At 48.4% G+C, this 19,535-nt stretch carries 26 protein-coding genes and 3 pseudogenes; 16 read left to right on the top strand and 13 right to left on the bottom strand.

The window, feature by feature from the left end; genetic code table 11:
• Positions 1–196 precede the first annotated feature (196 nt).
• Both kwaA and P2W74_RS10810 read left to right on the top strand, forming a co-directional pair.
• Positions 197–793: an anti-phage protein KwaA gene (kwaA, locus tag P2W74_RS10815; RefSeq protein ID WP_276294923.1), complete on the top strand. Its 597-nt coding sequence runs from the start codon at positions 197–199 to the stop codon at positions 791–793.
• An 11-nt stretch (positions 794–804) separates the two neighbouring features.
• Positions 805–1,782, top strand: coding sequence for a Kiwa anti-phage protein KwaB-like domain-containing protein (locus tag P2W74_RS10810; RefSeq protein ID WP_276294922.1), 978 nt, complete (start codon positions 805–807; stop codon positions 1,780–1,782).
• A 54-nt stretch (positions 1,783–1,836) separates the two neighbouring features.
• On the opposite strand, the pseudogene P2W74_RS10805 reads toward P2W74_RS10810, so the two are convergent.
• The 9 genes and pseudogenes from P2W74_RS10805 to P2W74_RS10765 all read right to left on the bottom strand — a co-directional run.
• Positions 1,837–2,016: pseudogene (locus P2W74_RS10805) on the bottom strand (hypothetical protein); the annotation flags it as partial.
• A gap of 26 nt (positions 2,017–2,042) precedes the next feature.
• Positions 2,043–2,327 (bottom strand): annotated as a pseudogene (locus P2W74_RS10800) (DUF550 domain-containing protein); the annotation flags it as partial.
• A 183-nt stretch (positions 2,328–2,510) separates the two neighbouring features.
• On the bottom strand, positions 2,511–2,957 hold the full coding sequence (locus tag P2W74_RS10795) for a hypothetical protein (RefSeq protein WP_276294921.1): 447 nt from the start codon (positions 2,955–2,957) through the stop codon (positions 2,511–2,513).
• Entirely contained in the window at positions 2,954–3,292 is a 339-nt protein-coding gene (locus P2W74_RS10790) for a DUF977 family protein (RefSeq protein ID WP_276294920.1), read from the bottom strand. The genes P2W74_RS10795 and P2W74_RS10790 overlap by 4 nt, the downstream gene beginning before the upstream one ends.
• A gap of 5 nt (positions 3,293–3,297) precedes the next feature.
• Entirely contained in the window at positions 3,298–3,714 is a 417-nt protein-coding gene (locus tag P2W74_RS10785; protein WP_276294919.1) for a PerC family transcriptional regulator, read from the bottom strand.
• A gap of 19 nt (positions 3,715–3,733) precedes the next feature.
• Positions 3,734–4,474 carry an ATP-binding protein gene (locus P2W74_RS10780; protein WP_276294918.1) on the bottom strand — a complete coding sequence of 247 codons (741 nt, stop codon included), beginning with the start codon at positions 4,472–4,474 and terminating at the stop codon, positions 3,734–3,736.
• A 2-nt stretch (positions 4,475–4,476) separates the two neighbouring features.
• Positions 4,477–5,283 (bottom strand): DUF1376 domain-containing protein, encoded by an 807-nt coding sequence (locus tag P2W74_RS10775; protein WP_276294917.1) that lies wholly within the window; start codon positions 5,281–5,283, stop codon positions 4,477–4,479.
• Positions 5,284–5,337: 54 nt separating this feature from the next.
• Positions 5,338–5,892 carry a toxin YdaT family protein gene (locus P2W74_RS10770; protein WP_276294916.1) on the bottom strand — a complete coding sequence of 185 codons (555 nt, stop codon included), beginning with the start codon at positions 5,890–5,892 and terminating at the stop codon, positions 5,338–5,340.
• Between the two features lie 2 nt (positions 5,893–5,894).
• The gene (locus P2W74_RS10765) at positions 5,895–6,107 is read right to left on the bottom strand and encodes a helix-turn-helix transcriptional regulator (RefSeq protein WP_276294915.1); all 213 of its coding nucleotides are present in this window, start codon (positions 6,105–6,107) and stop codon (positions 5,895–5,897) included.
• 105 nt (positions 6,108–6,212) lie between these two features.
• Between P2W74_RS10765 and P2W74_RS10760 the strand changes: the two genes are divergently transcribed.
• The 7 genes and pseudogenes from P2W74_RS10760 to P2W74_RS10730 all read left to right on the top strand — a co-directional run bounded on the left by P2W74_RS10760 (position 6,213) and on the right by P2W74_RS10730 (position 11,819).
• Positions 6,213–6,593, top strand: a complete 381-nt coding sequence (locus tag P2W74_RS10760) for a helix-turn-helix domain-containing protein (protein ID WP_276294914.1) — start codon at positions 6,213–6,215, stop codon at positions 6,591–6,593.
• Positions 6,594–6,885: 292 nt separating this feature from the next.
• Positions 6,886–7,026 (top strand): annotated as a pseudogene (locus P2W74_RS10755) (hypothetical protein); the annotation flags it as partial.
• Positions 7,027–7,187: 161 nt separating this feature from the next.
• Positions 7,188–7,526: a hypothetical protein gene (locus P2W74_RS10750; RefSeq protein WP_276294913.1), complete on the top strand. Its 339-nt coding sequence runs from the start codon at positions 7,188–7,190 to the stop codon at positions 7,524–7,526.
• Positions 7,526–7,864 (top strand): RrF2 family transcriptional regulator, encoded by a 339-nt coding sequence (locus tag P2W74_RS10745; RefSeq protein WP_276294912.1) that lies wholly within the window; start codon positions 7,526–7,528, stop codon positions 7,862–7,864. Before P2W74_RS10750 ends, P2W74_RS10745 begins: the two co-directional genes overlap by 1 nt.
• A gap of 141 nt (positions 7,865–8,005) precedes the next feature.
• Positions 8,006–10,414, top strand: a complete 2,409-nt coding sequence (locus tag P2W74_RS10740; protein WP_276294911.1) for a 3'-5' exonuclease — start codon at positions 8,006–8,008, stop codon at positions 10,412–10,414.
• Between the two features lie 51 nt (positions 10,415–10,465).
• Positions 10,466–10,699 (top strand): excisionase, encoded by a 234-nt coding sequence (locus tag P2W74_RS10735; protein WP_276294910.1) that lies wholly within the window; start codon positions 10,466–10,468, stop codon positions 10,697–10,699.
• On the top strand, positions 10,692–11,819 hold the full coding sequence (locus P2W74_RS10730; RefSeq protein WP_276294909.1) for a phage integrase Arm DNA-binding domain-containing protein: 1,128 nt from the start codon (positions 10,692–10,694) through the stop codon (positions 11,817–11,819). Before P2W74_RS10735 ends, P2W74_RS10730 begins: the two co-directional genes overlap by 8 nt.
• 45 nt (positions 11,820–11,864) lie before the next feature.
• On the opposite strand, the gene ompW is transcribed toward P2W74_RS10730, so the two are convergent.
• Entirely contained in the window at positions 11,865–12,503 is a 639-nt protein-coding gene (ompW, locus tag P2W74_RS10725) for an outer membrane protein OmpW (protein WP_276294908.1), read from the bottom strand.
• Positions 12,504–12,785: 282 nt separating this feature from the next.
• On the opposite strand from ompW, the gene P2W74_RS10720 reads away from it, so the two are divergent.
• From P2W74_RS10720 to yciA, 4 genes are all read left to right on the top strand, one after another.
• The gene (locus tag P2W74_RS10720) at positions 12,786–13,190 is read left to right on the top strand and encodes a YkgJ family cysteine cluster protein (protein ID WP_276294907.1); all 405 of its coding nucleotides are present in this window, start codon (positions 12,786–12,788) and stop codon (positions 13,188–13,190) included.
• 25 nt (positions 13,191–13,215) lie between these two features.
• Positions 13,216–13,959 carry a YciC family protein gene (locus P2W74_RS10715; protein WP_276294906.1) on the top strand — a complete coding sequence of 248 codons (744 nt, stop codon included), beginning with the start codon at positions 13,216–13,218 and terminating at the stop codon, positions 13,957–13,959.
• 54 nt (positions 13,960–14,013) lie between these two features.
• Positions 14,014–14,553 (top strand): septation protein A, encoded by a 540-nt coding sequence (locus P2W74_RS10710; protein WP_276294905.1) that lies wholly within the window; start codon positions 14,014–14,016, stop codon positions 14,551–14,553.
• Positions 14,554–14,772: 219 nt separating this feature from the next.
• Positions 14,773–15,174, top strand: coding sequence for an acyl-CoA thioester hydrolase YciA (gene yciA / locus P2W74_RS10705; RefSeq protein WP_276294904.1), 402 nt, complete (start codon positions 14,773–14,775; stop codon positions 15,172–15,174).
• Positions 15,175–15,218: 44 nt separating this feature from the next.
• On the opposite strand, the gene tonB is transcribed toward yciA, so the two are convergent.
• Positions 15,219–15,944, bottom strand: a complete 726-nt coding sequence (gene tonB / locus P2W74_RS10700; RefSeq protein WP_276294903.1) for a TonB system transport protein TonB — start codon at positions 15,942–15,944, stop codon at positions 15,219–15,221.
• 214 nt (positions 15,945–16,158) lie between these two features.
• Between tonB and P2W74_RS10695 the strand changes: the two genes are divergently transcribed.
• Positions 16,159–16,455 carry a YciI family protein gene (locus P2W74_RS10695; protein WP_181630875.1) on the top strand — a complete coding sequence of 99 codons (297 nt, stop codon included), beginning with the start codon at positions 16,159–16,161 and terminating at the stop codon, positions 16,453–16,455.
• Positions 16,456–16,511: 56 nt separating this feature from the next.
• Here P2W74_RS10695 and P2W74_RS10690 read toward each other — a convergent pair whose 3' ends face one another.
• Positions 16,512–16,685 carry a YciY family protein gene (locus P2W74_RS10690; RefSeq protein WP_276294902.1) on the bottom strand — a complete coding sequence of 58 codons (174 nt, stop codon included), beginning with the start codon at positions 16,683–16,685 and terminating at the stop codon, positions 16,512–16,514.
• Positions 16,686–16,828: 143 nt separating this feature from the next.
• Between P2W74_RS10690 and cls the strand changes: the two genes are divergently transcribed.
• Together cls and P2W74_RS10680 are read left to right on the top strand one after the other, a co-directional pair.
• A complete protein-coding gene (cls, locus tag P2W74_RS10685) occupies positions 16,829–18,289 on the top strand; it encodes a cardiolipin synthase (RefSeq protein WP_276294901.1) in 1,461 nt (486 codons plus the stop codon).
• Between the two features lie 34 nt (positions 18,290–18,323).
• A complete protein-coding gene (locus P2W74_RS10680) occupies positions 18,324–18,653 on the top strand; it encodes an HI1450 family dsDNA-mimic protein (RefSeq protein ID WP_162383145.1) in 330 nt (109 codons plus the stop codon).
• Positions 18,654–18,685: 32 nt separating this feature from the next.
• On the opposite strand, the gene P2W74_RS10675 is transcribed toward P2W74_RS10680, so the two are convergent.
• The gene (locus P2W74_RS10675; protein ID WP_276295172.1) at positions 18,686–19,522 is read right to left on the bottom strand and encodes an ion transporter; all 837 of its coding nucleotides are present in this window, start codon (positions 19,520–19,522) and stop codon (positions 18,686–18,688) included.
• Between the last annotated feature and the right edge of the window lie 13 nt (positions 19,523–19,535).

Raw genomic sequence — 19,535 nt, 5'->3', positions numbered from 1 at the left:
CTAACCTTATGTGTAATTATTCCTCAGACTTACTACTGTGCGTCTGTGGCGGTAGCGTGATAAAAAAAACTTTGCAATAGCCCCTGCCCATCTCTTTTCGTATCAGTTGATTGCCGATGAGTTGTTCGAGTGTGTAACCAAGCACAAAGAACAATATTAACGATACAAAACTATATTAACCCAAGAGATGTAAATTATGAAAAAAAGAACAGGCTTAAAGTATGCATTATATATATTGTCCTTATGGTTATTATTTATATCTCTATTTATAATGTCATATGACAAAAATCTTTTTATTTCAATATCAACATATTTTAGCAACAAAGACATAGCGACTTTACTATCAAAAATCACACCCAAAAACATAGTTTTTATTTCTAGTTTTATAATGATAATAGCTGGATTTTTGATATTCCTATATTTACTCTTCTCATTTAACTCAGGATGGTCAGTAACATGTACTGTTTCTGATGTTAAAAATGAAAGTCATGAGCACCTAGAGTTTTTGACAACCTATGTTATGCCTTTGGTTTTTACTGACGTGAACAGCAAAAGGACAATGCTGAACCTGTTGATAATGATAGTAGCCATAGGAATGATTTATGTTAAAACAAATCGATTCTATTCAAACCCTTCACTGGCATTACTTGGGTTTAGAATTTTTAGAGCCAAAATAAACGACAGAGGAATAAAGGATTTTGTAATAATTTGTCATGGTGAAATCGATAATAAAAGCATAATTAAATATATAAAACTAGATGACAACACATGTCTTGCAAAGATCATTAAATAACCGAGGACGGTATGTTTACAGCAATCGACAATATATTAAACTCTGCTAATTTATCAGGTGAAGCGTATTTTGTTGCGGAATTACAAGGACAACTCAACATATACAGAGTATCACTGGAACAAGGAGCAGAACAAAAATTAACACAATCGTTTAGTGAGTCACTTAAACGTGATGTCATTGACCCAAATGTTGGGCAAAACGCCTTGCCGTTGGTATCTTCGCTGCTGAGCAGAGATAAACAGGTTCATGAATACGATCATCAAACAATAAATCACCTTCCGCCCGCCCTCGCAAAGATGGCTGACGTGCTTAACTTTGGAGTAAATATCACACCACCTGATTTCAATTTTGCTCAGCAAAACCTGTCATCTGTTAAAGGAATCATATATTACCTTTGTGACGGGCAAGGCACTGGTGTTGTTGTCTACCAGCATAAGTACCCAATCGCACTACACAAAAAAACAAAATTATCATATTTTTCAGCGAATGGCAGAACCCTAGACAAAGTCAGCCATGATAGCATTGATATTAATGGGAATGTGGATTTCTTCTACTTCAACAACAAATATTACGCGCTAAACATTAGCCTACTTGAAAGGTCATATGGGCTCGAGCAAGTCATCAATAATTTAGCCGCAAATGCTACACCTCATATAATTGCATTAAATATCTTAGATGTAACAAATCATCCGAATCCTTTAGATATTTTTAATGACATGCATAAAAATAGAAATTTTATGCGTAGGCTTGCCACTACTGCAAATAGCCCCCTGATACAAAATGGGACTATAAACATAGCTAACATTCAAACATTAATACAAAAATTTCCAATCTTGGGTAGAAATATCATTATCAACCAAGCGGGATTAATAGAGCTATCATCTCAGAAGCAAAAATTATATTTCATCCGTCTTTTAAATAACGAAGCATCTTTCACAGCACTAAACCAAGAACCCTTTCTTGCCGTTGGAAAAGACTCAGCAGCATAATATTTACCATTTTAATGGCAAGTTGCACTTTTAAGGTTAATTTGTTTCCCGCTACATCCAGTTAATGTGATGCTGTAGATGGTATTGGTGGTGCGCCGGGAGATCCCCGGCGTTTTCAACCTGAGAAAAAATCATTTTCAACTCGGCTGGTCAGACAGTTTCCTCAACATCCACCAGCAACAAGTTTTCCAGCTTAATAATCCGGTTGGTTGCGTATTGCAGTATCTGGTCCATCATATCTCTCCTTGCTGTTGACCCATTTTGATGTGCAGCCTTGGCTCTCCATCTTTCGGCTCAGGCCACTGACGCTGTTTGTTAACCGACAGCTTTTCTATCATCGCTTGGGTAATCTGCTCGTCACTGATACCGGCGCGTCTTTGCGCATCCCATAACAAGAATTGCATGTCAGCCCATTCGCTCAGGTCGCCAGGTTCAGCAGCGGCCTCAAGCGCTTCTTTGGAAAGGTGCTTCAGAGGACCAATGGCACCGACATCACCGAAAGTAGCCTGTGACCATGCTGCATGCTCACGGCGTACTTGCTCACGGGCCATCGACTCCAGAACCCCATCAATCAGCTTCACCGCGTCGGACATCGCATAGCCAAGGTCTCCGCCGTCACGTTGTGATGCGGCTTTGCTGAGTATGTCGCGCATCTGGTGAAGTCGACGGGATGTCAGTGGAGAGTGTGCCGGGTGTTTATTGTGGTCTTTGGTTAATGTGGCCATGGGTTATTCCTCCATGCTGACGAGGATGTTAGCGGCACCAAGCGCCTTGTTGTAATTTTTCTGGCAGTCGATGTAGCCCTTCGCATAGTCCTCAGAAGCGCCGTAATGGCAAATCTGAAACTCCGAGAATTGCTTAACCTTAACCTCACGCGCCTCCATTTCTGCTATGCGCTTCTCTGCGACTTCCAGCTTTGCCTCAGCCTCTTTGAGCTTTTTCGCCATGCGGTCATGACCATCAACGATTTTGCAAACCTCTCGTTGAAGAGCTTCCTCACACCGCTCCAGTGCATCGCGTAAATCCCGCATGCTAACCACTCGTTTCGGTAATTCACTGAGAAAGTGGAGTGGCGTGAATAGTTCTCGACGGACCATGCGAGCAGCCACAATGAGCAGAATATTTCCTGATTCACGCGCTGATTCAGCGGTCAGCCCCTGTTTGTTTGGTTTCATGCTGGCATTCTCCCCACGATATCCATAACCCGGCGCATAACTGCACTTCCCCGAAAATCTGCTGGCAACTCCATTACAGGCTTGCTTGAACCGTATGAGAATCGCTGGAGATCGAAATCAATCACTGCTTTCTGGTCCCGGAACAGACCGAGACGACCGTAGCGGATGAGCTCGCCTCGTACAGCTGCTGCGCGGAAATACTTCTCCGCTGTTTGACGGTGAAGCGACAACATCTGCGATGCCTCGTCAACAGTTAAACGACCGCGGATTTTCACCTCTTCGATGATCACCCTGATAAGCGCCTCCTGTTCTTCTGGTGTATTTGGTCTTGGCATGCTGATCATCTCCGGGCCATACGCAGGCACTCGTTACGCTGCTGCGCTATACGTGAAACTTCAACCGAACTACGGGCAATTCCCAACATGTCGGCATACACCTTTGCCGCGCGCCGCCAGAGTCCTCTGGACTTAAGGTCTTTCGCCATTTTCTCCGCCAGTTGCGTTTGAACCGGGTCGCTTTTCTCTTCCATGAATGGCAGTTTTACGTCTGGTATTTCTGCATCCGGGGCGATGTTGTAAACGTACTGAGTTCCGTTGTGGGTTCGTCGAACTGTGCCGCTAACTGTCAGTGCGTGCAGAAACTTTCCGGCGGTACCTGATGGAATATCAAGTGCCTCACATACATCCCGCATTACACAGTTCGGGGTATGGCGTACGACTATCGCCACCCGGTCTTTCTGAGATATTTCTTTGGTCATTGGTCAATACTCGTTTTGGTTACTTTACGATCCGTAAATGGGTCACGTTTTTGCGATAACTTCCCCAGGCAAAATTCACCCAGATACCGTCATCCATGGTTAAGCGGTCCATGACCCGCACACCCAGAACTTTCGATAACTCGTCGTAATTCAGGTTTGTTAGCACCCCCACTGGCTTCATTGACGCCATACGGCGATCGATAATCTGATTAAGTAATACCCACTCGTTGCGCGTATCACGTTGAACACCAACCTCATCAAGAACAAGCAAATCAACCTTGCACAAGTCATCCAGCAGAGCGGATTCAGACTGGCCTTCGTCATAGCACTTGCGGGCGCGGAGCATCAAATCAGGTACGGTCACGACCAGAACGGAATGATCGTGCTGAAGCAGGTAGTTCCCGATTGCCGCGGCCAGGTGATTTTTCCCGGTACCGCAACTGCCGCTGAATATGAAACTGGTGAAACCATTACCAAAGTTATGGGCGTAGCTCTTTGCCATCGTCAGTGCATGTTTCTGCCCGTCGATACTCACCTGGTAATTCGCGAATGAGCACCCCTTGTGCAGCTCGCAGATCCCTGAACGACCAAAAATCCTTTCAGCGCGGTTTTGCTGATTCTGTTTTTCCAGCTCAGCAGCCCGCTTGCGACCCTCTTCCTGCTGCCAGGCCATTAACTCCTGACTGCTGGTAAATTTTGGCTGAACACCTGCAGGCATGAGATTGCGGAGACGACCAAGCAAATCGTGCGTCGATTTCATCGTTACCCCCTGAATCCCGGAGGGATCTCAGTGTCTGGTTGCGAAACGCCAAAGCCCGCTTGTCGGCGTGTACCTGCCGATGATGAGGAGGATATGGCCCGTGATGTTTTCAGGCTGGAAGCAAAGGTCTGTTCCCACTGGATGTGATGTTTAACTTTCCCTTCGCATTTCCAGTAATCACGGAACTGCTGAATCTCAACCGCCGTGTAACCCGGCAGGCTGCCGAGATTAATCCCCCATTGTGCGGCTTGACCGACAAAGTCTTCACCAGGCATCCAGTCATCGGTGATCGGAAATTTACCCATTGGAGGGAGAAAATCACTTTGCGCGCGTAACTCTCTCTCTTGTTGTTCTTTTAGATCTGTATCTGTATCTGTATCTGTATCTTTATTAGTTGAGTTGCCGTTGCTGCCCTGTTCAAACGGAACTTCAACGCCCGTTGAACACCCGTTACCCTTTTGTTGGGTGTCTGCTCCTTTTTTGGCCTTTCTGGCTTGAGCGGATGCTTTTCCTGCAGCCGACTTTTGGCTGATTGAATTTTTAACAGCCTCCAGATCCCGCTCTATACGCTCCTGCACCCATTCGGTACCAGTGTCGTTAAAAAACTCTTTCAACGACGGCTCAACGGCATCCCAACGGTCGTTACTTAGCCGTGCAATTTTCGCCAGGCGGTTTTTGGGGATCGGGCGACCTGTTTGCCAATAATTGAACATCAGTAGCAGGTAAGCACCATGCTCTTCTGTAGACAGATGCATGGTGTCCGCCAGGTAATCAGCAATGTAAAGTTGCATGTAAGGCAGAGCTGCCATGGTTACTCCCTTGTCCGGTTTTCCGGCGCGTAATGGTTATTGCTCAAAACTCGATTAAAACAATTGCGGCGCTACGGCGCTTAAACTCGCCAGTAGTGGTCCCGCCGCGTCAGCAGGTAACATGTTGAACAAAGCGATTGCGGCTTCACGAATTTCCTTCTCAAGCTTCTGTAACGGCGCGCCGATTAATTTCGCCTGGTGTGCCTCACTGCACTCTTTGACTGCGTTCGCCACCAGCTCAGCGTCTGTGCTTGCATTACTTAACCCGTGCTTCCTGGCTATCTGAACTGGCATAGCGGCAATAATTGAGCCTGACAACTGCATAACGTAAGCCGTGTACTTCTCTGAACCACCCTCATTTTTCAGATAGCGAAATAGATTCTGCTTATTGACCGCAAGACCGCGGCCATCTGCTTTGGCCCACTCTTCAGCCACCAGCTGAGCGATCCGCTCCTGCGCCTGCCCTGGTAATGTCGATTCCCATTCACGAACAGCAGCCAATATGACGCGGTGCTGAATGCTGTCGCGGCGCTGGGGTTTAAAATGATTTTGCGTTTTCAACGGAGCTGCTAACCGTGGGTTATTATGGGAATAAGCTACTGATTGCATCGTTAGACCTCGCTTTGTGGCGGAAACACACTATCAAGAGAGCAAGAACGTCCTAGGTCGTTAAGCTTCTCCACAATTAATCTGCATTCCGGTAGTCCCGGTTGGCGTGTTCCGTTCTCATAATTTGAGAGCCTTGACTGACGCCACCCGAATAATTTGGCTAATTGCGCTTGAGTTAATCCGAGCGCCTGCCGTTCTTTGGCGATGTTGTTCATCTTGTCCTCACATATGGTGTTTAGCTGAATTAAACACATAATGTGTTAGATAGTCAAGACGAAACGTTCTTTGAGCGATAACACGTAACGTGGTAAAAATCAGTAATGAACATAAACACTGCAATTGCCGCCAGACTGAAGCAGCTACGCGAACAGAAAAATATGTCGCAATCTAAACTCGCAGAGTTGTGCGGGTGGGCTCAATCACGCATCGGAAACTATGAGGCAGGTCGCCGAAATATTGGCGTTGACGACGCTATAACAATATCTAAAGCTCTTGGGATTAGCCCTGCGGAGCTAATGTTTGGCGATGATCATGCTGAATCATGGTTAACGACAAAACATCGTAAGTTAATCACTCTTTTTGACCAGTTACCTGAGTCTGAGCAAGACAGAATGATTGATACTTTTCAGTTGCGACTGAAAGAGATTGATGAATATGTTGAGAAATACCTTCGGGGGCGATTTAAGCCAACTGACGAGTAATCTACAATCCTCAGCGACCTGACCAGCCTACTTGGCTGGTTTTTTTATGCTTATTTCCCATCCTGCAGCCCCTCGTTTTTACCTCTTTAGTTTTAAACACATGTCGTGTTGACTTTCAAACACAAATAGGGTTTAAATATAAACACAATTTGAAATGAGTCATCAAGGCAGGACGCCCACGAAGTAGCTGCCGGCGGCATATGAATCACCGGATGAGATGGCAAGTATTAACACGCAGCAGGTTCAACGTTCCGCCAGCCTGGCGACAAGGGCAACGCAAGAGGATAAATCCATGATCGATTTCGCACGTAAACCAGTGCGGCGTCAGGCCGTACATCTAAACCGTATTGAAGTAATCATTCGACTGATTTGCTACATGCTCGCCCAGAAGGGTGACCCGTCTGCCGACCAACAGACTGCAGTTCGTTCATAACGAGTTTGACCAATAGCTGTTACCAGCCTCATGCCCGGTGCACCAGGCATTGTGATGGTAATACCACCATCGTAACCAAACAGGAGACGAAGACCTGTTCTGGTTAAATTGGAAAAGTGTTCTTTGCCCGTCCTGTGGCGGGCTTTTTTCCGGAGGTTTTTATGTCAGCTAACGATCTGGCATTGCGCTTCAGCAGCGCACCAGCAGAGTCATTAATCGGGGTATTGCCTGTTCTGGAAGTGAAAGAATCATTACGTGAAGAAGTTGAAAGCGATGTGATGGATGAGGTCTGGACTGAGCACAACTTTGAAATGGAAGCGATGGGTGAACAAGTTGATGAAACAGCCAGGCTCGCTCGTAAATTTGAATGCGTAGCTGAAGAGCTTGGAACGGCGATCAAACTTGCACTGACTCTCCCACACAATGAGGCAATGCAGGTTCTGAATGATGCCTTAAACGATAACCCAGGATACGGTCGCGAACCGGCAAAGGATGCGTGATGGAATTTGGAATGAAACGTGTGGTGGCATCTGTTCAGGTCGTTGCCATCCTCAACAGGATTTATAACGGGCGCCCTGTTTCCATTGCGTCTGTCAGTAAAGAATCAAAGTTGTCTGTGTCTTATCTGGAGCAGATTTTCTCTAAGTTGCGAACCAGTGAAATCGTCACCAGTCAGCGTGGTCCCGGCGGCGGCTACCATCTGAACAAAGTAAACCCCAGCGTTGCTGACGTCGTTCGAGCCGTTACTAACACGCCTGATTCATTTGAACCCGTGTTGAATGCTCTGGAGTGGGTCCCCGTCGCACAGCTGGCGCAGGGAAAATCCCCTACCCCATAAAGCACAAAACCCGCGCAAGGCGGGTTAAGTACCCGGTCAGCCGACCAAAGCTTTCCGGAACGAGTTTTGACCAATAACCACTACCTTAGGCGGCGATCATCAGCTGCCGGGTATCTTACAATCCAATGGAGCCCGAACGCAATGTTAACGTATGCGTATCTTATTAAAGCCAAAGCGAAAGCAACTGAGGCAAAAAACCTGTTTTGCTGGTTCTCTGCGAAATCAGATTCCCGTGCAGAACGCGAAATCCTCAATATTCTGGAAGACAATGGCATTGCCGTCGGTCGTGGTGCCGACCATCAATTACCTGTCCGCACTAACTGGTTTGTTGTTGACGATCTTCCTGAGGAAAGCACACTCGATGACACATGGTGCGATCGTTACGAGCTGGCAGAAGACCAGCAAACATGGCAGCTGAAACCGAAGTCGGTAAATGAAAATCAGGGGGCTTCCAACCAGCAAAAACCTGAACCTACCAATGCCAGCACACCCGCCACTGATGCGCCTGTACTGCTCCGCCCAATTGCTCGCCTGCGCCTGTCTCAACGCCTGATCGCTCACCTGTTAAATGATGCAGAAGAGAAGGAAATCAGCGAAGCACAGCACATCCAGATCGGACAAATGGAACTGGACGAAAATGATCTCTATGTACAAAACCTGCTACTGGCCGTCGCTAATGTCCCAGCTGTTAAGGAGCTTTCTGCACATGTTGAGTGGAAACTGGCAGGCGCGATAAAAGAAGTCTTCGACCGCGACCAAGTCTACGCCGTTATTTCATTTGAAGAATTTATTACTGAATGGATTGAAGATCCAGATACTCGAGCTCTCGCCGTTCAGGAATGGGTTAATGATAAGAAAGCAAAGGTTGTGGGTGATGAACAATCCACCACATCTACCACGCCTGAGCTTATTACTGTCGCCACTCTGCCGCTACGCCAGCGCCTTTTAGCTCAGTTTATTTCTGAAGAATATGCTTACCATATTAGTGCTGAGCAGAAGAAAACCATTCAGGAACTCGAGCTGGACGTAGATGACAGTTATGTGCAAAACCTGCTGCTTGCCGCCGAAAACGTGGAACCATTTAAAAAAGTACCAGAGATCGATATCTGGAAAATTGTCAGCGCGCTGAAAACTATTTTCCCGGTTGATGGAAAGCGAGTTGAACTGTCTACCGTCATCCAGTTCTTTAAGTCCTGGTTCAATACTGAACATATTGACCGTGGGCTGCTGGTTAAAGAGTGGTGTAAAGGCAATCGAGTGTCGCATATTCAGCGCTCTGATACCGGAACCAACGCCGGTGGTGGCAATAAGACCGATCGCAATTCCGATTACGCTCATACACTGGATACGCTCGACGTTGAGATCGCGCTGGCCACCCTGCCAATGGATTTTAACATCTACGACATCCCTGGCGGGGTTTACCGCCGGGCAAAAGAGATCGTCACCAAAAAAGAGAGCCCTTTCAAGGAATGGTCGGAAGCACTGCGTAAGTGCGCTGGCATTTTGGACTATTCGCGCGCAGCAATATTCGCGCTTATCCGTGGTGCGACAGAAAACGCCCATCATTTTCCGGCCAGCCTGCAGACCTACATCAATGCAAACCTGACAGAAAGCAACCACGAAGCACCAACTGAAGAAACCCTGGCGGCAGCCGGTCATGCGCCGGAATCGAGTTGGGAGAATGAAATTAACGAGCAGATTGCAACTGGGCAGGAAGCACCCACAGGTCAGCCTGAAGTCATCAACATGGGTAACGGCACGTTTTCAATCGATGGCCTGATGAATACCCATGCAAAATTAACCGAGGAAACCACCAGCAATGTGCAGATGGAAGAAACTGACAACAACGAAATCAAAGCTAATCCTGAAGTGTCTCAGGGCGAAGCAGCAGTTTTGCCAGTTAAAAGCACTGATGCAACTGGTGACGCATCATCTTCCCTGAATAATGAACCCGTTCACCATATTGATTCGGATCCACTGAACGCTTTTTATACTCACCTGATGCTTGATATGGAAACTATGGGCAACAGTCCTGATGCCCCAATAGTCTCTATCGGCGCTGTATTTTTCGATCCTTCGACTGGCAACACTGGTGCCGAGTTTTACCGGGTTGTCAGTCTTGAATCATCGATGTCGTTTGGCATGAAACCGGATGCGTCGACAATTCAGTGGTGGTTAAAACAATCATCGGAAGCCCGCTCTGCCATTCTTGTTGATGAAGCCATGGGACTGCTTGAGATCCTCGAACTTCTGGCTGACTTTATTGCTGAAAATGCTGCTAACGGAAGCCAAACAGTTCAGTTATGGGGTAATGGTTGTTCGTTTGATAACGTCATTCTTCGCCGCGCATACGCGTTAACAGATACCCCCTTCGCTGTTCCGTTCAGGAATGACAGGGACGTTAGGACCATGGTTGAACTGGGTAAATCTGTCGGCATAAATCCACGCTACGACATCCCGTTTGAAGGTGACATGCACAATGCGCTTTCTGACGCCCGGCATCAGGTCAAATACGTATCAGCAATCTGGCAACGTCTGACCACAAACTGATTTCATATATTCACTAAGTGGCCCGTAACTGGGCCATACTCTGGGGGAAAAATGTCCAGACTGATTTTACTCTCTGAATGGGCGAGATCAGAGTTCGGTGACCCGGTTCCGAGCAGGTCCACACTCAACAAATACGCAAAAAACGGGATGATCTTTCCTCTCCCTTGCCGTGTTGGGAAAAGCTGGCGCGTTGAGACTAATGCACGATTTACTGGACTCACAACAGAACCAGTAATTAAAAATCAAGATCACCCATTACTCAGAAGGATTTTAGAAGATGGCTAGACCTCGAAAACACAACGTGACCATTCCCGGATTGTCATGTTACCTGGATTCGAGGACCAACAGGGTGTACTGGAGGTATAAGCACCCTGTAACCGGTAAATTTCATGGTTTGGGAACAGATGAGCAAGTTGCTAAAGAAATAGCTGTCGAAGCAAATAGCCGACTCGCAGAAAGACAAATGCGGCACACATTTAAAATCAGAGAAGAAATTAATAAACGGTGTGGGCTGTCTACGACGGTAAGCGAATGGATTGTTCGGTACCGAAAGTTGCAGGACCAGCGTTACGAAACTGGAGAGATAAAACTCAATACGCTTAAGCAGAAAAACGCCCCGCTTAACGTTTTTGAAAGTCATCTTGGCATGCGGGTAATCGACAGCATAACGGTTAAAGATATAGTTGGGATCCTCGAGGACTACAAGAATAAAGGCCAACTACGGATGGCACAAATTGTACGCAAAGTGCTGTCTGATGTTTTTAAAGAAGCACAGCAGGTAGGAGAAGTGCCGGCAGGATTTAATCCAGCTGAGGCTACAAAAAAACCTCAGGTCCGTGTCTCGAGACAACGACTGACGTTCGAAGAATGGCTGATGATCTACCAGGCAGCCGAAAAAGAAAATTACTTTCTGCAGAAAGGGATGCTGCTGGCCATCATTACAGGACAGCGGTTGGCCGATATTTGTAATATGAAATTTTCAGATGTCAGAGATGGTCACCTCTTTATTGAACAAAGTAAGACAGGCGCCAAAATCGCGATACCTATAAAGTTACGTTGTAACAAGTTAAACATTTCTCTTGAAGATGTGATCGCTCAGTGCCGGGACAGGATACTTAGCCCGTATTTACTACATCATCACCACGATAAAGGGAAAGGCAAAAGAGGTGGAATGGTAAAACCAGCATCTCTAACTGGTGCCTTCAGAAAAACACGTGACTCAGTCGACTACGACTGGTCAAGCAAAGGCACTCCACCCTCTTTCCATGAGCAGCGTTCTTTGGCTGAAAGGATATTCAGAGAGCAAGGTATCGACACACAAATATTGTTGGGCCATAGCAGTAAAGTAATGACCGATCATTACAACGATACGCGTGGAAAAGAATGGAAAAAACTGGTCATTTAATGACCAGTTTTGCAGAGGAGTTTTGCTGGGGTTTTGCAGAAGAACTTAAAAACGATAGCCCGCAGAGAACATAAACACCCACGGATCGAGGCGAACGCTGTCATGCTGCTGAGCGCCGCCAAGTTTATAGTTCGCGGTCGTGTCGATATCCATGTACCAAACCGACATGTTGATCAGCCAGTCACGGTCGATCAGATAATCCATACCCACTTGTCCCGCAGCGCCCCAGGAGTCTTTCAGGCTCAGGTCAGACAATCCGGTCTCTTTTCCTTTGTCGTTAAAACCCGTGTCGAAGAAGGTGGTGTAGTTAATACCGGCCCCGACGTACGGACGCAGTTTGCTGCTGGCGTCGCCAAAGTACCACTGAGCCATTAATGTCGGCGGCAAATGGTGAACGGTAGCGATATCACCGGTTGATGAGGTTCCAATCTTATGACGGAACGGCGTCGCGCCCAGCAATTCGATACCGATATTGTCCGTTGCCATATAGGTGAAGGTCAGGCCAAGTTGCGTATTGTTGCTAACATCAAATCCGCCCAGGCTGCCTAACGTACCCCCCGCCCCTTCGGTCGGGCGAACGGTTGCCGAACCCGCACGAATGAAGAACTCACCCGCTTCATGCGCATAGACCCCGCCAGAGAGAAGAGTACTTACTGCCAACGCCGCCACTGTTAATTTTTTCATATTCGCTCCATCGTTATGGTTATAAAAGCGTGACGAATATACCTACAATGGAGTAAAAAGTGATCTAACACGGATCACATTACATCTTGTAATTTAACATTTATTGATCCAGATTAATTTAGAACTTGCATTCAAAATCCTGGTTAAAGTGATTCAAATCAATTTTGATATATTTTCGCACTGAAAATATTCAGATGCTTCCCTCTTGCCCTTCCTGAAACAGAGGGCTAATTTAGCTTTCTCACAATTGAATTGATGCGTTATCTTGTTGCAGGTGAAATCATGAGCGATCTCAACCCGTGCATGACGTGCGGTGCCTGTTGTGCGTTTTTTCGTGTCTCTTTTTATTGGGCAGAAGCCAGTGATGCCGGCGGCCCTGTCCCGGTTCATCTGACGGAACCGGTGAGTCCCTTTCTCCGTTGTATGGCGGGCACCAACCAAAAACAGTCCCGCTGTGCCGCGCTGTCCGGTTCGCCCGGAGACAATGTCAGCTGTACTATCTATGAAAACCGCCCCTCCTCCTGCCGGGAATTTGCCATGTCAGGTGAAGATGGCGAGGTCAACGAAGCCTGTAACCGCGCTCGCGCCCGATACGGATTACCTCCGCTTTACAAAGATATGCTTTTCCATACAAGCCTTGATGCTGCCACTCACGGGTTATCCAGGGTACAATTGCCCGCTAATTAACACCTGCAGAACTCAAGGAGAGTGCATGTCTATCACGGCGAAGTCCGTATACCGTGACACGGGGAATTTTTTCCGTAATCAATTTGTTACCATCTTACTGGTATCGTTGCTGTGCGCGTTTATCACGGTGGTTTTAGGTCATGCCTTTTCCCCCAGCGACGCGCAAATTGCGCAACTCAGCGAAGGCGATCATCTGGCGAATAGCGTCGGATTGTTCGACCTGGTGCAAAACATGACGCCGGAACAGCAGCAAATCTTGTTACGTGCTTCTGCCGCCTCGACGTTTTCAGGTCTCATTGGCAATGCCATTCTGGCAGGTGGCGTATTGCTGATGATTCAATTGATTTCGGCCGGTCATCGGGTAAGTGCATTACGCGCCATTGGCGCCAGCGCCCCTGTTTTGCCTAAGCTGTTTATTCTGATTTTCCTGACGACGCTGCTGGTGCAGGTAGGTATCATGCTGGTGGTGGTTCCCGGTATTCTTGTGGCCATCCTCCTCGCACTTGCGCCTGTCATGCTGGTTCAGGACAAAATGGGTGTTTTTGCAGCAATGCGCAACAGCATGCGTCTTGTGTGGTCTAATATGCGATTGGTCGCGCCTGCGGTGATCGGTTGGTTGCTGGCAAAAACGCTGCTTCTGCTCTTTGCACCTAACTTTGCTGTACTGACCCCGAACGTGGGCGCAGTGGTGGCGAATACGCTGAGCAATTTGATCTCTGCTGTTTTGCTCATCTATTTATTCCGCCTGTATATGTTGATTCGCCAATAACCCTGTGTGCGTCGGTGCTTTCCGGCCGATGCATTTTAATTACGGAATCGAAGAATGAAGCAGTTTCTTGATTTTTTACCGCTGGTTGTCTTTTTCGCGTTTTACAAGATGTATGACATCTATGCGGCAACCTCAGCCCTGATCGTCGCCACCGCAGTTGTCCTGATTTACAGTTGGGTACGCTATCGTAAGGTTGAGAAGATGGCGTTGATTACCTTTATTCTGGTTGCGGTGTTTGGCGGCCTGACCATTTTCTTCCATAACGATGAATTTATTAAATGGAAGGTGACGGTGATTTATGGCCTGTTTGCAGGCGCACTGCTGGTAAGCCAGTGGATTATGAAAAAGCCATTGATTCAGCGCATGCTTGGGAAAGAGCTTACGCTCCCTCAACCTGTGTGGTCGAAGTTAAATCTGGCGTGGGCGGTCTTTTTCATCCTGTGTGGCCTTGCGAATATCTACATCGCGTTCTGGCTACCGCAAAATATTTGGGTCAATTTTAAAGTCTTTGGCCTGACCGCGTTGACGTTGATTTTCACCCTGTTGAGCGGCGTTTATATTTACCGCCATCTGCCCCAGGAAGACAAATCGTAATCTCTCCAGCGCCAGACCTTTCCTCTGGCGCTGCTCTTTTCTGCGTTATTCCCCGGATTCCGCTGCACAGATTGCATGAATCATAAAGCGATGGTGGAAATGTCACCTTTTCCTTCTGACTGCCGGGACACCCGCGGTGTGCGGCGTATCTCCTCTGTTCTCAATCTGCAAATCATAGTAGCATCGCGCCTGTAATTTTTTTCTATAGTCGGTTCTACAATGACAACAACGAATAATGTCCCCCAGGGCGAACTTGTTTTACGCACGCTGGCCATGCCTGCTGATACGAATGCCAATGGCGATATTTTTGGCGGCTGGCTGATGTCGCAAATGGATATTGGCGGTGCCATTCAGGCCAAAGAAATTGCCCATGGCCGCGTGGTGACCGTGCGCGTCGAGGGAATGACGTTTTTACGCCCTGTCGCGGTGGGCGATGTGGTGTGCTGTTACGCTCGCTGTGTAAAACGCGGCACAACCTCCGTCAGCATCAACATCGAAGTGTGGGTTAAAAAGGTGGCCTCTGAGCCTATTGGGCAGCGTTATAAAGCGACTGAAGCGCTGTTTATTTATGTTGCGGTAGACAAAGACGGTAAACCCCGCGCTCTGCCAGGTCAGAAGTAAAAAAAAGCCTCCGGATGTGGAGGCTTTTTTATTCATCATGACGCTTATTCAATCTGCGTTGTGCCATTGAGGCGGAAAACAATATTCACCACCAACCCGTTACCTGGCTTCCCGGCTTCATAGCGCCATTTGCGCATCGCGTTTTTCACTTCCCGCTCAAACATGTTCGCCGGTTGTGCTGAGAGTATTTCAACATCGTCAACACGTCCGTCGGACGTCACGTTGAATTTCACCTTCACCCGCCCTTCGATACGCAACGCTTGCGCACGCGGTGGATACTGTGGTTGATTACGGCTCAGGGCTCGAGGGCCCGCAGGCGCACTGACCACAGGTTTGCTGGTAGTGGGTGCGGTACTGGTCGTCGGACGCGCAGGCGCGGTGTTTTCAGACGGCGTCAACGGACGCGACTCAACCGGCTTCACATCACGTTTCGGCTGCTCCTGAACCTTCTTCACCGGTTTAGGTTTGGGTTTCGGTTTTGGCTTCGGTTTCTCAATCACTACCGGCGCTTCTTTTGGCGGTTCCGGGATCGGCTCAGGCTCGGGTTCAGGCTCAACAACAGGTTGTGGCGGCGGCTGAACAGCCTGGGGTGGCTCAAGATCGGCAGGCGCGACCATGGTGACGGAGATCGGCTGCGCAGGCGCAGGCAGTTCAATAACCTGATGTACCGAGGTATACAGCAGTCCCGCCACTACAGCACCATGAACGCCAACGGAAAGTAACGTCGGCCAGGGAAAGCGACGAGGTAGATCAAGGGTCATTGAAGTCATAATCGTTTCAGTTAAAAAACCAGGCCCTGATTTTAAATGCAAATAGCAATCATATTCAATAAGACATCACAATGAGGTGCATTTAAAACGCAATATTATCCTAAAAAAGCCCTGTAAAATGTGCGCATTAACAAAGCCGTCATCTTTGCGTTGCAGTTGAGAGTCCTTTCCAATAACGTAATTAACGACTTTTACCTATTAAGGAGTTCTACCCGTGCTGTATGTCATCTACGCTCAGGATATCGCCGACTCTCTCGAAAAGCGCCTTTCGGTTCGCCCCGCACATCTGGCGCGTCTGCAACTTCTACACGATGAAGGCCGCCTGCTCACGGCGGGTCCTATGCCTGCCGTTGACAGCAACGATCCTGGTGCGGCTGGTTTTACCGGCTCGACGGTCATTGCTGAATTTGAATCTCTGGAAGCTGCGCAATCGTGGGCAGAAGCGGACCCTTATGTTGCCGCGGGTGTCTACGCACAGGTTTCCGTCAAGCCCTATAAAAAAGTATTTTGAGTCCGGCTGGACACCACTGAAGTCGTTGGGCACCGAATACGGTGCCCTTATTTTAATCAGATGCTGTGGATCGCAAACAGCAACGAGTTACGTTGTTGATTGAGAACGCACTTTCTGATTGAGTGGATACGCATATTGCGACGCGACTGCCCTTCAAGCCAACGCGCTTTACGGCGGCTAGCCTGACGTAACATACGCCAGCGTCCCACTTCCGTTCTACTACGTTTCATGTTAACGACTCTTACAGTGCTGGAGGCGAGCATTATACGCCCTCACCAAACTCAGACCAGCGCTTTTCCCGTGTTTTTATTTGCCAGATGAATCCTGATGCGTAAACTCATAACAATACGCTTTCAAAAGGATTTTTAATGTTATGACAACCTTCTACACAGTGGTGAGTTGGCTGGTCATTCTCGGATACTGGGTTCTGATTGCCGGCGTGACGTTGCGCATTCTGATGAAACGACGTGCAGTTCCTTCCGCGATGGCGTGGCTACTGATTATCTATATTCTGCCGCTGGTAGGGATTATTGCTTATCTCTCGTTTGGTGAACTCCATCTGGGGAAACGTCGGGCCGAACGCGCCAGAGCCATGTGGCCGTCGACCGCCAAATGGCTAAACGATCTCAAGGCCTGCAAACATATCTTCGCGCAGGAAAACAGTAGCGTTGCTTCATCATTGTTTAAACTTTGTGAGCGTCGTCAGGGAATTGCGGGCGTGAAGGGAAACCAACTGCAACTGCTGACCGATTCCGATGATGTTATGCAGGCGCTGATCCGCGATATCCAACTCGCACGCCATAATATTGAGATGGTGTTCTATATCTGGCAGCCCGGCGGGATGGCCGATCAGGTCGCGGAGTCTTTGATGGCCGCTGCCCGCCGCGGTATTCACTGCCGCCTGATGCTGGATTCCGCTGGCAGCGTCGCCTTCTTTCGCAGCCCGTGGGCGGCAATGATGCGTAATGCAGGCATTGAGGTTGTCGAAGCGCTCAAAGTTAATCTGATGCGTGTCTTTTTACGCCGTATGGATTTACGCCAGCATCGTAAAATGGTGATGATCGACAATTACATCGCGTATACCGGCAGCATGAATATGGTCGATCCGCGTTTTTTCAAACAGGATGCGGGCGTCGGGCAATGGGTCGATTTGATGGCCAGAATGGAAGGTCCTGTCGCGACGGCGATGGGTATCGTCTACTCCTGCGACTGGGAGATTGAGACTGGTAAACGTATTCTGCCTCCTCCGCCTGACGCGAATATCATGCCGTTTGAAGAGGCCAGCGGACACACCATTCACACTATCGCGTCCGGACCGGGCTTCCCTGAAGACCTGATCCACCAGGCGTTGCTGACAGCCGCCTACTCTGCCCGCGAATATTTGATTATGACCACCCCGTACTTCGTCCCCAGCGACGATCTGTTGCATGCGATTTGCACCGCAGCGCAACGCGGGGTGGATGTCAGTATCATTCTTCCACGTAAAAATGATTCAGTGCTGGTCGGCTGGGCGAGCCGTGCCTTTTTCAGCGAACTGCTGGCTGCCGGGGTCAAAATTTACCAGTTTGAAGGGGGACTGTTACACACCAAAAGCGTGCTGGTTGACGGCGAACTGAGTCTGGTCGGCACCGTCAATCTGGATATGCGCAGTTTATGGCTCAACTTTGAGATAACGTTGGTGATTGATGACGCGGGATTCGGCGGCGATCTCGCCGCCGTTCAGGATGATTATATCTCGCGTTCACGCCTGCTTGATGCGCGGTTGTGGGTAAAACGCCCCGTGTGGCAACGAATCACCGAGCGACTGTTTTACTTCTTCAGCCCGTTGCTGTAAAACGTGCGCAAGCGACGATAAACAGGTAGTCATTATGGATATGGATCTGAACAATCGCCTGACTGAGGATGAAACCCTTGAGCAGGCTTACGATATTTTTCTTGAGCTGGCCGCGGATAACCTCGACCCGGCAGACATTATTCTGTTCAATCTTCAGTTCGAAGAACGCGGCGGCGCAGAACTGTTTGATCCGGCGGAAGACTGGCAGGAGCATGTCGATTTTGACCTGAATCCTGACTTTTTTGCCGAAGTGGTGATTGGCCTGGCAGACAGTGAAGACGGTGAAATTAACGACATCTTTGCCCGCGTGCTGCTCTGTCGCGAGAAAGATCACAAACTCTGCCATATTCTCTGGCGCGAGTAAGTTAAAAGCCGCTAACGCGGCTTTTTTTTCATCTACTCCGGAAGCTTACTCCCACAACGGTTACAGTACTGTGCGCTGTATTCGTGCTGCCCCTGCTGACAGGACGGGCATTTCCGCTGCTGATTACGTTTCAGAAACGCCGTACTCATGTGCGTGGTAATTAAACCCGTCGGAATCGCAATAACGGAATAGCCAATTAAAATAAGCACCGATGCCACAATACGCCCCAACGGGGTATGCGGCGTAATATCACCATAGCCCACCGTTGTCACCGTAACGATCGCCCAGTACACCGACGCATTCAGTGTCGTGAACCCATATTTTGGCCCTTCAATCAGATACATCAGCGCACCAAAAATAATCATCACGATGGCAATAAACGAATAAAACAGAATCAACTGATGACGCGCGCTAATGATTGCGCTCCAGAACACCCGCAACGAGGGCATGAAACGCAACAGTTTCAGGATCCGCAGGACACGAATCGCCCGCATTGCCCGCCAGGCAAAAACATAATTGAGACTGATCTCCGGCCATAGCCACATGACATACAGGGGAAGGATGGTGGCTAAATCAATAAACCCCCAGAAGCTGAAGACGTATTTCGCCGGATTCGGCCAGGTCAATAACCTCAGAAGATATTCGCAGGTGAAGACCAGCGTCACGAATAACTCCAGCCAGACAAACGTGTGCCATTCGCTATACGTCAGGTGATATTGCGTCCCCAGACCTGATTCAATAAAGATAATTAAGACGCTAAGCAGCGCGAACAGACCGCATATCCCTTCAAAGCGGCGACCAGAACGTGTATTCAGATCGAATAAGAGATGATAAAGACGTCTACGAACTGAAGAGAAGTAGCGCGACACAGTGACCTCGCAA

Origin of the sequence: Citrobacter enshiensis (assembly GCF_029338175.1) — a bacterium.
GTDB classification, from domain to species: Bacteria; Pseudomonadota; Gammaproteobacteria; order Enterobacterales; family Enterobacteriaceae; genus Citrobacter_D; species Citrobacter_D enshiensis.
This window is presented reverse-complemented; position numbering and strand designations above follow the sequence as displayed.